At 71.3% G+C, this 12,554-nt stretch carries 12 protein-coding genes and 1 riboswitch; of the genes, 4 read left to right on the plus strand and 8 right to left on the minus strand.

Annotation, left to right across the window (positions count from 1 at the left end; translation table 11 throughout):
• The first annotated feature begins 87 nt into the window (after positions 1 to 87).
• Both ACSQ18_RS13845 and ACSQ18_RS13850 read left to right on the plus strand, forming a co-directional pair.
• Positions 88 to 1,944, plus strand: coding sequence for a beta-glucoside-specific PTS transporter subunit IIABC (locus ACSQ18_RS13845; protein WP_436037997.1), 1,857 nt, complete (start codon positions 88 to 90; stop codon positions 1,942 to 1,944).
• A gap of 85 nt (positions 1,945 to 2,029) precedes the next feature.
• A complete protein-coding gene (locus tag ACSQ18_RS13850) occupies positions 2,030 to 3,448 on the plus strand; it encodes a glycoside hydrolase family 1 protein (protein WP_436037998.1) in 1,419 nt (472 codons plus the stop codon).
• A 99-nt stretch (positions 3,449 to 3,547) separates the two neighbouring features.
• Here ACSQ18_RS13850 and mmuM read toward each other — a convergent pair whose 3' ends face one another.
• Together mmuM and ACSQ18_RS13860 are read right to left on the minus strand one after the other, a co-directional pair.
• On the minus strand, positions 3,548 to 4,405 hold the full coding sequence (mmuM, locus tag ACSQ18_RS13855; RefSeq protein ID WP_436037999.1) for a homocysteine S-methyltransferase: 858 nt from the start codon (positions 4,403 to 4,405) through the stop codon (positions 3,548 to 3,550).
• Between the two features lie 26 nt (positions 4,406 to 4,431).
• The gene (locus tag ACSQ18_RS13860; RefSeq protein WP_436038001.1) at positions 4,432 to 5,283 is read right to left on the minus strand and encodes a helix-turn-helix domain-containing protein; all 852 of its coding nucleotides are present in this window, start codon (positions 5,281 to 5,283) and stop codon (positions 4,432 to 4,434) included.
• 73 nt (positions 5,284 to 5,356) lie between these two features.
• On the opposite strand from ACSQ18_RS13860, the gene ACSQ18_RS13865 reads away from it, so the two are divergent.
• Both ACSQ18_RS13865 and ACSQ18_RS13870 read left to right on the plus strand, forming a co-directional pair.
• On the plus strand, positions 5,357 to 5,995 hold the full coding sequence (locus ACSQ18_RS13865) for a LysE family translocator (protein ID WP_436038002.1): 639 nt from the start codon (positions 5,357 to 5,359) through the stop codon (positions 5,993 to 5,995).
• Between the two features lie 32 nt (positions 5,996 to 6,027).
• Positions 6,028 to 6,945: a Cof-type HAD-IIB family hydrolase gene (locus ACSQ18_RS13870; RefSeq protein WP_436038003.1), complete on the plus strand. Its 918-nt coding sequence runs from the start codon at positions 6,028 to 6,030 to the stop codon at positions 6,943 to 6,945.
• Between the two features lie 44 nt (positions 6,946 to 6,989).
• Here ACSQ18_RS13870 and ACSQ18_RS13875 read toward each other — a convergent pair whose 3' ends face one another.
• From ACSQ18_RS13875 to ACSQ18_RS13900, 6 genes are all read right to left on the minus strand, one after another.
• Positions 6,990 to 7,835 (minus strand): SDR family oxidoreductase, encoded by an 846-nt coding sequence (locus ACSQ18_RS13875; protein WP_436038004.1) that lies wholly within the window; start codon positions 7,833 to 7,835, stop codon positions 6,990 to 6,992.
• Positions 7,832 to 8,608 (minus strand): enoyl-CoA hydratase/isomerase family protein, encoded by a 777-nt coding sequence (locus ACSQ18_RS13880; protein ID WP_436038005.1) that lies wholly within the window; start codon positions 8,606 to 8,608, stop codon positions 7,832 to 7,834. Before ACSQ18_RS13880 ends, ACSQ18_RS13875 begins: the two co-directional genes overlap by 4 nt.
• Before the next feature lie 37 nt (positions 8,609 to 8,645).
• Entirely contained in the window at positions 8,646 to 9,407 is a 762-nt protein-coding gene (locus tag ACSQ18_RS13885) for an SDR family NAD(P)-dependent oxidoreductase (RefSeq protein ID WP_436038006.1), read from the minus strand.
• A 119-nt stretch (positions 9,408 to 9,526) separates the two neighbouring features.
• A complete protein-coding gene (locus tag ACSQ18_RS13890) occupies positions 9,527 to 10,315 on the minus strand; it encodes an energy-coupling factor transporter transmembrane component T family protein (protein ID WP_436038007.1) in 789 nt (262 codons plus the stop codon).
• A complete protein-coding gene (locus ACSQ18_RS13895; RefSeq protein WP_436038450.1) occupies positions 10,312 to 11,793 on the minus strand; it encodes an ABC transporter ATP-binding protein in 1,482 nt (493 codons plus the stop codon). Before ACSQ18_RS13895 ends, ACSQ18_RS13890 begins: the two co-directional genes overlap by 4 nt.
• Entirely contained in the window at positions 11,790 to 12,419 is a 630-nt protein-coding gene (locus tag ACSQ18_RS13900; RefSeq protein WP_436038008.1) for an ECF transporter S component, read from the minus strand. The genes ACSQ18_RS13895 and ACSQ18_RS13900 overlap by 4 nt, the downstream gene beginning before the upstream one ends.
• Positions 12,412 to 12,521: riboswitch (TPP riboswitch) on the minus strand. Its footprint overlaps the gene before it by 8 nt.
• Between the last annotated feature and the right edge of the window lie 33 nt (positions 12,522 to 12,554).

The following is a 12,554-nucleotide window of genomic DNA, read 5'->3' on the forward strand; positions in this document are numbered from 1 at the left end:
TTATTTTTTTGCCCGAAAGCGGGCGGACCGGCCTCGTGAGAACCACAGGAGTGCCGCAGAGCTGCGGCGAAAGGAAGGCGGATCCCAATGGCGGATTACGCGAAGACCGCGGCCGGCGTCCTCGCCGGAGTCGGCGGCGAGGAGAACGTGCAGTCGCTCGTGCACTGCGCGACACGGCTGCGATTCGTCCTCAAGGACGAGTCCAAGGCGAACGCATCCGCGCTGCGGGCGACCCCCGGCGTCATCACGACGGCGCAGGCCGGCGGCCAGTACCAGGTCGTCATCGGCAACGACGTGCCGGAGGTGTTCGCCGAGATCGGCAAGATCTCCGGGATCGGCGGCGCCGGCGGCTCCGACACCCCGGCCGGACCGAAGGGCAATCTCTTCAACCGGTTCATCGCGATGATCTCGGCGATCTTCACGCCGCTGCTGTGGGCCCTGGCCGGCACCGGCCTCCTGAAGGCATTCCTCGCCGCCGCCGTCACGTTCGGCTGGATCGACGCCACCACGAGCACCTACGTCGTGCTGAACGCCCTCTCCGACGCGTTCATCAACTTCCTCCCGCTCGCGCTCGCCTTCACGGCCGCGCGCTACTTCAAGGCCAACGAGTTCACGGCGTTCGCGATCGCCGCCGCGCTCCTCTACCCGACGATCACCCCGCTCGTCGGCGCCCCCGACCTGACGTTCTTCGGCATCCCCTTCACGATGGTCACCTACGTCTCCAGCGTCATCCCGATCATCGTCATCGTGTGGCTGCAGTCGCACGCGGAGCGCTTCCTCTACGCGAAGCTCCCCGGCGCGGTGCGGCGCTTCGTCACCCCGATGATCGTCGTGCTGCTCGCCGTGCCGATCGTCTTCGTCGTCATCGGTCCGATCTCCGCCGTCCTCAGCGGCTGGCTCGGCAACGGCATCGGCTGGGTGTTCGAGTACGTGCCGTGGCTGGGTGGCGCGATCATGGGCGGCCTGTGGCAGGTCTTCGTGATCTTCGGTCTGCACTGGGGTCTCGTGCCGCTGTTCACGCTCGAGTTCCAGACCACCGGACAGATCCTCCTCGTCGGCCCCGTGTTCGCCGCCGTGCTCGCGCAGGCCGCCGCCGTCGCCGGCGTCTGGGTGCGCGCCCGCAACAAGAGCCTCAAGTCGCTCGCCGCGCCCGCGACGCTGTCCGGCTTCCTCGCCGGCATCACCGAGCCCGCGATCTACGGCATCAACCTGCCGCTCAAGCGCCCGTTCGCCTTCGGCATCGTCGGCGGCGCGATCGGCGGCGCGATCATCTCGATCGGCGGCGTCTTCTCGACCGCGTTCGTCGTGCCCTCCGGCCTGGCGCTTCCCGCCCTGTTCGGCAACGGGAACATGATCATGCTCACCATCGGCCTGCTCGTCGCGATCGCCGTGCCGTTCCTCCTCACCGCGATCGTGGGCTTCAAGGAGCCCGAGGAGGCGGCCGCTCCCACGCCCGTCGCCGCCAACGACGTCGCGATCCTGAGCCCCGTCGACGGCACCGTCGTGCCACTCAGCGAGGTGCCCGACGCGGCCTTCGCCGACGGCTCGCTGGGCCGCGGCGTGGCCGTGCAGCCCCGCTCGGGTGCCGTGTACGCGCCGTTCGACGGCATCGTCGTCGCCGCGTTCCCCACGGGCCACGCGTTCGGCCTCCGTCACGCCGACGGCGCCGAGCTGCTGATCCACATCGGCATCGACACGGTCAAGCTCGGCGGAGAGCACTTCTCCACCAAGGTGACCGCGGGCCAGCAGGTGAAGGCCGGCGACCTCCTCGTCGAGTTCGACGGCGACGCGATCGAGAAGGCCGGCTACGACCTGACGACGCCCGTCATCGTCACCAACCCCGACCTGTACCCGGAGATCACCGCGTCGGCGGCCGGTCCGATCGCCCACGGTGAGCCGCTGTTCACCGCCGTGTCGGTCGACTCCCTCGCCGTCGCGAAGTAACCCGCGTACCCCGCATCAGCGGGTGGGATGCCGAGGCACGCTCGCTGCGGCATCCCACCCGCCCCTCGAACAGGAGACACCCCGCATGAGCACCACCCGCTTCCCCGACGGCTTCCTCTGGGGCGGCGCGACCGCCGCGAACCAGGTGGAGGGCGCGTACCTCGAGGACGGCAAGGGCCTCTCGATCCAGGACGTCATGCCGAAGGGCATCATGACGCCGCGCACCGACGGCCCCACCGATGACAACCTGAAGCAGGTCGGCATCGACTTCTACCACCGCTACGCGGAGGACATCGCCCTCTTCGCCGAGATGGGCTTCACGACGTTCCGCTTCTCCATCGCGTGGAGCCGCATCTTCCCGAAGGGCGACGAGACCGAGCCCAACGAGGCCGGTCTGGCCTTCTACGACCGCGTGCTCGACGAGCTCGAGAAGCACGGCATCGAGCCGCTCGTGACCATCTCGCACTACGAGACGCCGCTCCACCTCGCCGAGAAGTACGACGGCTGGGTCAACCGCGACCTCATCGGCTTCTACGAGCGCTACGTCCGTGTGCTGTTCAGCCGCTACGGCGCGCGCGTGAAGTACTGGCTGACCTTCAACGAGATCAACTCGGTGGTCCACGCGCCGTTCATGTCGGGCGGCATCAACACGCCCAAGGAGCAGCTGTCGAAGACCGACCTGTACCAGGCCGTCCACCATGAGCTCGTGGCATCCGCCCTGGCGACCAAGATCGCGCGCGAGGTCGCACCCGACGCGCAGATCGGCTGCATGGTGCTGTCGATGCCGGTCTACCCGCTCACCCCCGACCCCGACGACGTCTTCGCCGCGCTCACCACCGAGCGCGTGAACCTCGCGTTCGGCGACATCCACGTGCGCGGCGAGTACCCGGGGTACTACCTGCGGAGCCTGCGGGAGCAGGGCGTCGAGCTCGTCATCAGCGACGAGGACCGGGCGCTGCTGAAGGAGCACACCGTCGACTTCGTGTCGTTCAGCTACTACTCGTCGATCTGCGAGACCGCCGACGACGACAAGCGCGTCATGGGCGAGGGCAACCTCTTCGGCGGCGTGAGGAACCCGACGCTGAAGGAGTCGGAGTGGGGCTGGCAGATCGACCCGGTCGGGCTGCGCCTCGTGCTGAACCAGTTCTGGGACCGCTGGCAGAAGCCGCTGTTCATCGTGGAGAACGGTCTCGGCGCGAAGGACGAGCTCGTCGAGATCGACGGTGTGAAGACGGTCGTGGACGACTACCGCATCGCCTACCTCCAGGCGCACCTGGATGCCGTCGGCGAAGCGATCGAAGACGGCGTCGACCTGCTCGGCTACACGACGTGGGGCTGCATCGACCTCGTGTCGGCCTCCACCGCGCAGCTCAGCAAGCGCTACGGGTTCATCTACGTCGACCGCAACGACGACGGCTCGGGCACGCTCGACCGCTTCAAGAAGAAGTCCTTCGACTGGTACGCCGAGGTCATCCGCACCAACGGCGCCAGCCTCTCCGCCTGATCCCCCTCCCCCCTCCTCGGGCAGGCCACCTGAAGGTGGCGCAATCGGTCGCCTCCACTCCGGCGAAGCGGCCGATTGCGTCACCTTCTTCGCGTCGGTTCACCCGTGGACGGCGTCAGCGAGCGCGGCGATGTGCGCCGGGGTCGTGCGGCAGCAGCCGCCGACGAGGCGCGCCCCGGCGTCGATCCACGCGCGGGCGTCGCGAGCCGGGATGCCGGGGGCGCCGCGCCATCGCCGGGCCTCGGCATCCCACGTCTCTCCGCTGTTCGGGTAGGCGACGAGCGGCGTCGCCGCGGGCGCCAGGGCGAGCGTCACGGGCACCCGCTCGGGCGGACAGCAGTTGACCCCGACCGCGACGACCCCTCGCGCCGATGCGGCGATGCGCAGCGCCTCCTCGAGCAGAGCGTCGGTGAACGCGTCGCTGGCGGCGGAGAGGCTGATCCAGGCGGGGATGCCGAGGCCGTCGATCTCGGAGACGAGCGCCTCGACCTCTTCGATGCACGGGATCGTCTCGACCGCCAGCACGTCAGGCGCCGCCTCGGCGAGGGTGTGGAGCCGACGGCGATGCCACCGGGCGAGATGGTCGACGCTCACCCCGTAGTCGCCGCGGTACTCGCTGCCGTCGGCGCGTGCGGCGCCGAAGGGTCCGACGGATGCCGCGACGAACCCCTCGCCGGCATCGCGGGCGAGGGCGACGCTGCGCGCGAGCAGCGCGGTGACCTCGTCGTCGTCGATGCGCCCGCCGTACGCGAGCTGATAGGAGCAGGTGATGAGCACGTCGGCGCCCGCCGCGGCGAACTCCGCGTGCGCACCCCGCACCTCGTCGGGGTCGTCGCGCAGCAGTCGCGCCGACCACAGCTCAGAGCTCAGGTCGTTGCCGCGCGCCTCCAGGAGCGTGCCGAGTCCGCCGTCGAGCACGAGCGGACCGCGGCGCACGGCAGTGGACAGATCGCTCATGACGACACGCTAGCGGGCGCGCCGTCTCACCAGTCCCATCGAATGAGATGGGCCGCGGGCCGCGGTTTCTGGATCGCGAGCACGGCGCTGCCATCCGGACCGACCTCGATCGAGCGGAGCGCACGGCGCGAGCCGAACGGTCTATCCTGCACACACCGCAGCACACGCACCGGCCTCACGCGCGAGTCGAAGTTGACCCGCAGCGTGTACAGATCGGTCGGCGTCTGGAACCCGGTGCCCGCGTAGTCCAACGCCGGCGCCGTGTCGAACACGGGTCGCCGCAGCCGCGAGAAGCGCAGCGTGCCGATCTCGTGTTCCCGCACGGCTCGGTGGAGCGCGAGCTGCACGACGCGCACGCCGTCGCCGGCCGTCACGTCGTCGGCCACCGAGCATCCCTCCAGGTCGACGATCTCCGGATCGCGGAGCGCGGGATCCGGAACGCTCACGACGTACACGTGGGTCAGCGTGCCGCTGCGGGACTTGAGCGCGACGCGCGTCGTCTCCCGCACCCGCAGCCGCGCCGTGTTGACCTGCACCGTCTCATCGACATGGAGCAGGGTCGCGGATGCCGCGAACTCCCGGATCTCGTCGGCATACGGCACCGGACCGAAGGTGATCTCGCCTCCCGTCTCGCGCGGGGGTGTCGCCCACGCCGCCAGCACGCGCCCGCTGCTCACCGGGTCGAGGTCGAGCGCCGCCGTGATGCGGGCGAGCGTCTCCGGTCGTGGCCGCACGGTGTTCGCCCGCTCGAGGGACCGGAGCGTGCGGACGCTGACCCCCGCGCGCTCCGACAGGAGCTCCTGACTGATGCCCAGATGCTGGCGCGTACGGCGGATCGCGCGGGCGGCCGCTTCCTGCATCGCCGCCTGCCGTCGCATTCTCGTGTCTTCTGTCACATCCATAGACGACGCGCGAGCGACGAGAACCTGACGACGGTCTACGCTCTTCGCTGTGGTTCCCCTCGACAATCTCCTCGCCTTCACGGTGGCTGCGGTCGTACTGATCGTCATCCCCGGACCGGCCGTGCTCTTCTCGGTCGGTCGCACGCTGGCGCTCGGCCGGGCGGGCGGACTGCTCAGCGTCGCCGGCGTCACCCTCGCTCTCGTGCCGATCGTGGCGCTCGTCGCGCTCGGCGTCGGGGGCATCATCGCGCGCTCGGTCGAGCTGTTCACGGCGCTGAAGATCGTCGGCGCGCTGTACCTCATGTACCTCGGCGTGCAGGCGATCCGTCATCGCAAGGACGCCGCCCGAGAGGTCGAGGTCGCCCGGCTCCCCCGCTCGCACGCGCGTCAGCTCTGGCAGGGATTCCTCGTCGGCGTCACCAACCCGAAGACCATCGCCTTCTTCGTCGCCGTGCTGCCGCAGTTCGTCGACGTGCACGCCGGTGCCGTCGCGTGGCAGATGATGGAGCTCGGGCTCGTCTTCGCCGTCATCGCCCTCGTCTCCGACAGCGTGTGGGTGTTCGCCGCCGCCGCCGCGCGGACGTGGTTCGCGCGTTCACCGCGACGCATCGAGACGCTCACCGCGACGGGCGGCACGATGATGATCGGGCTCGGCGGAGTGCTGCTGGTCACCGGCCAGAAGCACTGACGTGCAGGAGGCGTTCATCCGGCCCTGAGAGGATGGATGCCGTGACTTCCCCCGCATCCTCGCAGCGCATCGTGTTCATCGACATCGACGGGACGATCCTCGAGCACGGCTCGGTCATCGCCCCCTCGACGGTCACCGCGATCCGCGCGGCGCGGGCCCGTGGGCATCTCGTGTACCTGTGCACGGGCCGTGCCGACGGCGACATCCACCCCGACGTGCGCGCCATCGGATTCGACGGCGCGATCACCAACGGCGGCGCCTTCGCGACGCGCGGAGGCGAGCTGGTCGTCCGGCACACGATGCCGCGCGGCGACGTCGAGCGCCTCATCCGGTACTTCGAGGACGGCGGCATCCAGTACTTCCTGCAGTCGCACGAGCGCGTGTACGCCAGCGCCGGAATCGTCGACCTGATGGGCGACTTCCTCCGCCAGCGCGCCGAGCGCCGCGCGGAGGACCTCGCACACCTCGGCGCGGCCCAGGGCGCCCACGGCGACGGACGCAGCGGCGACGACCTGCTCGGATCGGTGCTGCAGGAGGCCGCCGAGCGGTACGGCGACGTCTCGGAAGCGCCCCTCGACGAGATCGCGAAGGCGACGTTCGTCAGCGACCGCTCCGACGGCGTCGATCGCATGCAGGCCGATCTGGGAGACCGATTCCACGTGATCCCCGGGAGCATCCCGCTCCCCGGCGGCTCGAACGGCGAGATCTCGATGCGGGGCACGACGAAGGGCGCCGCGATCGTCGAGATCCTCGACATGCTGGGCCTCGATCCGGCGCAGGCCGTCGGCATCGGCGACAGCTGGAACGACGTCGAGATGTTCGAGGTCTGCGGCACGTCGGTGGCCATGGCCGGCGCCGACCCGCAGCTCCGGGCGCTCGCGGATCGGGTGACGACGGGCGTCCTCGACGACGGCGTGCACAACGCGCTCGTCGCGCTCGACCTCATCTGACCGCGGGCGGGACCGTACGGGGCAGACCGCTCAGCGCGGACCGCTCAGAGGAAGATGTCGGGGAACAGCTCCGAGTCGGGAGTGCCGGGCGTCGCCGCATACCCGGAGAAGTCGGTCACCCCGGCCTCCCGCAGCACGTCCTCGACGATGAGCGTCTGTCCCGTGTACTCGCGGGCCGGACGCGTGAGCACCTCGTACGCGGCATCGGCGTAGATCTCCGGCGTGCGGCTGACCTTCATCATGCGGTCGCCCCCGAGCGCGAACTGCACGGCCGCCGTCGCGATGGTCGTCTCCGGCCAGAGCGTATTGGCGGCGATCCCGTGCGGGGCGAACTCGGCCGCCATCCCGAGGGTCGCCATCGTCATGCCGAACTTCGCAAGCGAGTACCCGGTGTGGGCGCCGAGCCAGCGAGGGGTCGTGTTCAGCGGGGGCGACAGCGACAGGATGTGCGGGTTCTCGGCATCCTTCAGGATCGGCACTGCGGCGCGCGACAGCAGGAACGTGCCGCGGACGTTGACGTCCTGCATGAGGTCGTACTTCTTCGCCGACAGCTCGAGCGACCCCGACAGATCGATCACCGACGCGTTGTTGACGACGACGTCGATGCCGCCGAACTCGCCCTGCGTCGTCAGCACGGCGGCGGTGATGTCGTCGTCGTTGCGCACGTCGCCCACGATCGGCAGCGCCTGTCCCCCCGCGGCACGGATCTGCTCGGCGGCGGTGTGGACCGTGCCCTCCAGCTTGGGGTGCGGCGTGTCGGTCTTCGCCATCAGGGCGATGTTCGCGCCGTCGCGCGCGGCGCGGAGGGCGATCGCGAGCCCGATGCCGCGGCTGCCGCCCGACATCAGGATGGTCTTGCCGGCGAGGGCGCCGGAGCCGGGGGTGGTCATCGGTTCTCCTTGGGGGTGCGGGATGCCGCGGCGAACGCGGCCACGCGCCGCTTCGACGCGTCGGTCTCGAAGGCGGCACCGATCGTGCGGGCCTCGTCGTCGAGGTTGTCGGCGAAGGAGCGTCCGGCACCCGCCCGGACCAGGCGCTTGGCCTGGCCGAAGGCCCCGGTCGCGTTGTCGAGCCAGAACCGGGCGACATCGGCCGCTCGCGCGCCCGGGTCGTCGGCGACCTCGGTGACGAGGCCCCAGTCGCAGGCGGTCGGGGCGTCGATCGTGAGGTCTTGGAGGAGCAGCTGCAGCGCGCGCCGCGGGCCGACGGCGGCCGTCAGGAGCGTGGAGACACCGAGATCCGGCGTGAGTCCGATGTTCGCGTACTTGCTGACGAACTTCGCGGCGGGTGAGGCGACGATGTAGTCCGCGGTGAGCATGAGCCCCAGTCCGCCCCCGGCGACCGCGCCCTGCACGGCCGCGACGATCGGCAGGGCGGACTCCGTGAACGTGCGGATGCCGTCATGGATCGTTCGCGCGGCGTCGGTCACCTGCGCGCCGGTCGCCCCCGACGTGGCCATCTCGACGACGTCGCCGCCCGCGCAGAACGCGGGGCCGTTCGCGTCGAGCAGCACGGCTCCCACGGTCTCGTCTGCCGTGATCTCGTGCGCCAGGTCGCGCCAGCGCGCGCCCATCTCGAACCCCATCGCGTTCAGGGAGGCGGGCCGGTTGAACGTGAGGCGGGCAAGCGCGCCGTCTCTCGTGTAGAGGATCGAGTCGGTCATGAGCGGTCCTTCCCGCGGGGCGACGAGGAGTGGCGGGTCATTTGGGGGCCATCCGGATCGCGCCGTCGAGGCGGATGGTCTCGCCGTTGAGGTAGCCGTTGTCGACGATCGACATCACGAGCGCCGCGTACTCGTCGGGTCGCCCGAGCCGCTGCGGGTAGGGCACCTGCTGGCCGAGCGAATCCTGCGCCGCCTGCGGCAGCCCCGCGAGCATCGGCGTCTCCATGATCCCCGGCGCGATCGTGCACACCCGGATGCCGTGGCGCGCGAGCTCCCGGGCGATCGGCAGCGTCATCGCGTGCACCCCGCCCTTGCTCGCGGCGTAGGCGGGCTGGCCGATCTGCCCGTCGAACGCCGCGACCGAGGCCGTGTTGACGATGACGCCCCGATCACCGGAGGCCGACGGCTCGGCCGCGGCCATCGCCGCCGACGCCTGGGCGACGATGTTGTAGGTGCCGATGAGGTTGACGCGGACGATGCGTTCGAAGTCGGCGAGCGGCGTGGGTGCACCCTCGCGGTCGAGGACCTTCGCGGGGGGTGCGATGCCCGCGCAGTTCACGACCACGCGCAGGGGCGCGGCGGCGGATGCCGTGGCGACCGCGGCGGCGACCTGTTCGGCATCCGTCACGTCGGCCGGCGCGAACGTACCGCCGAGTTCGGCCGCGACGTCGGCTCCCGCCGAGGTGGGAAGGTCGATGACGACGACGTGGGCGCCCGCGGCGGCGAGGCGCCGGGCCGTTGCGAGGCCGAGCCCGCTCGCGCCGCCCGTCACGAGGGCCGATGTGCCGGCGATGTCCATGCGCTCTCCTTCGAACGGGTGAAACCGCATCCCAGTGTAGCCGGGACTGCGTTCCGTCTCCGCGTGGGGGCGACGGGGCCTGTCACGCGGCATCCGGGCAGTCGCGCCGGCCGGCCGGCTCAGGAAGGGCCGAGGATGAAGTTCCACGTGCCCGCGACGACGGCGGCCGCGACGGCGATCGCGGAGATGGCGGCGCCGATCGCGACGAGCACCCACTCGCGCCACCCGAACCGCGACGGACGCGCCCAGGTGCGGGTGCCGGGCGCACCGAAACCGCGGGCCTCCATGGCCGTGGCGAGCTTCGCCCCACGGCGGATCGACAGCACGAGCAGCGCGAACGCCATGCCGACGAACCGGCGGATGCGACCCCGATCGGCGACGCCCCGCGCACGACGGGCGAGTTCGAGGGCGCGCCAGTCGTCGACGAACAGCCCCACCATGCGCAGCCCGGCGAGGGCGCCGAGCACGAATCGCGCGGGCAGTCGCATGATCTGCGCGAGCCCGTCGGCGAGGTCGGTGGGGTCGACGGTGACGAAGAGGACGACCGACGGCAGCGCGACCGCCAGCACGCGCACGAACGTGGCCGCCGCGAGTGCGAGTGACCCGTCGCTCACCCGCACCACGAACCACTCGACGTACACCTGGCCCGAGGCCTCGCCGTAGAGCGCGATCGTGAGGGCCGTCAACGGCGCGGCGAGCCAGACCGGCCAGGTGCGCAGCCAGAACTCCCGCCACCCGAGGCCCGCGAACAGGAACAGCACGCACTCCAGGGCGAGGGCGACGGATGCCGACACGACGTCGAGCGTGAGGACGAGCGGCACCGCGATGAGCGCACTGGCCGCCAGCTTGGCGACCGGGTTGATCGAAGCGACGGGGCCGGTGCGGGCCCGGGAGTCGAACAGCGTCATGCGTGGTCCCGCCTCGTCAGAGCGAACCGTCGCGCGTGGAGGGCGGCGACGACGGCCTCGTCGTGCGTGATCGTGACGATCGCGCGCCCCTCGTCGCGCAGCCCGGCGAGCATGCTCACGAGCTCCGCCCACGTGCGGGCGTCCTGGCCGAAGGTGGGCTCGTCGAGCACGAGCACGCGCGGTGCGGTGGCGAGCGCCGCGGCGACGGTCAGTCGGCGCTTCTCTCCGCCCGACAGCGTGTACGGGTTGGCGCGGGCGAGGGCGGCGAGCCGCAGGCGGTCGAGAAGCTCGTCGACTCGCGCGGTCATGGCATCCGGCGCGAGCCCCAGAGCGCGCGGACCGATCTCGAGCTCGTCCCTCACCGTGCGGGCCAGCAGCTGGTGCTCGGGATCTTGGAACACCATGCCGATGCGGGTCAGCAACGCGCGGGATCGCCAGCCGATGGGCGACGACCCGGCACCCTCGGCGAGGTCGCGGGATGCCGTGACCTCACCCGCATGCGGCGGCAGCAGGCCGGCGAGGGTGAGCCCGAGGGTGGACTTTCCGGCGCCGTTGGGGCCGACGATGGCGAGGGCCTCTCCGGCGCAGACCTGCAGGTCGACCCCCGTCGCCACGGCTGTACCGCGTACCCGCGCCACCGCGAGGCGCTCCGTCGTGAGCACGGGAGCACCGGGCGTGCGCACCGGCGCGGGGGGCACGGCGGGAGGGATGCCGGGAACCCAGACACCCGCGTCGGCGAGCTCGGGTCCGCGGTCGCGCAGCACCCGGTCGGGCGGCCCGTCGGCCACGACGCCGCCCTCCCCGAGGACCACCACCCGGTGCACGAGCGGCAGCCACACGTCCACGCGGTGCTCGACGACGACGAACGTCGCCCCCGTCGCGTCGAGGACACGGCCCACGGCATCCCGGACCTCGGCGACGCCGTCCGGATCGAGGTTGGCCGTGGGCTCGTCGAGCAGGAGCAGACCCGGCCGCATCGCGAGCGCCCCGGCGAGCGCGAGACGCTGCTTCTGACCGCCGGACAGCGCTTTGGTCGGGCGGTCGAGCTCGACGTCGAGGCCGACGGCATCCAGGGCGTGCCGCACTCGCGGCCAGATCTCGTCGCGCGGGACACCGAGGTTCTCGCACCCGAACGCGACGTCGTCGCCGACCCGGGCGAGGATCACCTGCGCGTCGGGGTCTTGGAGCACGAGGCCGGCCCGCCCGCGCGTGGCGGCCGCGGGCGTGCCGTCGATGCGCAGCTCCCCGCGCGACTCGCCCTCCTCCTCGCCGCCGAGGACGCCAGCGAGGCCGTGCAGGAAGGTGGACTTCCCCGCACCCGACGCACCCAGGAGCAGCACCCGCTCCCCCGGCTCGATCCGCAGGTCGACGCCGTCGAGGGCCCACGCGCGACGGGAGGCGTGACGCCAGCCCCAGCCGCGCGCCTCGACCGCCGAGGGCGCCGGCGCCCCTCCGGACCGCGACGACACGTCGGTCAGACGCGTTCGCGGCGGTCGCGACCCGATGCGAAGCCGTCGAGGGCGCCCGTGGCGGCGATGCCGCGAGCGAGGAACCAGGACAGCCCTCCGGCGATCACGGCTCCCGACACCACGGCGCTCACGACGTAGACGAGCGTGAACGTGGCATCCGCCCCGGCGTACCAGAGGATGAGGTTGTTGATGGCCCCCGCCAGTCCCGCACCCGCTCCCGCGAGGAGCGCGACCGGCAGCGACCAGACGCGGTACAGGAAGAGCAGGAAGATCAGCTCTGCTCCGAGGCCCTGCACGAGGCCCGCCTCGATCGTGAGGAAGCCGCCCCACTGGTTGCCGATGAGTGCGGACACCACGGCCGCGAGGGTCTCGGTGTAGAGAGCGGCCCCCGGCTTGCGGATGATGAGCGCTCCCAGCACGCCCGCGAACAGCCACGGGCCGTCGAGGAGGCCCTGGAGCCCGGGCAGCAGCGGCTCGAGCAGGGCCTTCGGACCCAGGTAGCCGATGTTCCAGGCCAGGAAGATCAGCCCGGATGCCACGCCGATGACGCTGGCGGTGACGATGTCGACGATGCGCCAGCGGAAGCGGCCCATCGGGGCGGTGCGAACGGTGGTCGGCGACGCGGACGCGTGCATGTGTTCTCCTCCCTGCGCCGGCATGATCCGGATCAGGTTCGACGGTCGAAGCGTGGATCGCTTCCTCTCAGCCCGGCTCACCGGACTCCCGTGGTTCTGCGATGAGTATAGTCAGCCGGCGCAGAGGTCGGGGCG

This window comes from Microbacterium sp. LjRoot45 (assembly GCF_964253325.1).
Lineage (GTDB): Bacteria > Actinomycetota > Actinomycetes > Actinomycetales > Microbacteriaceae > Microbacterium.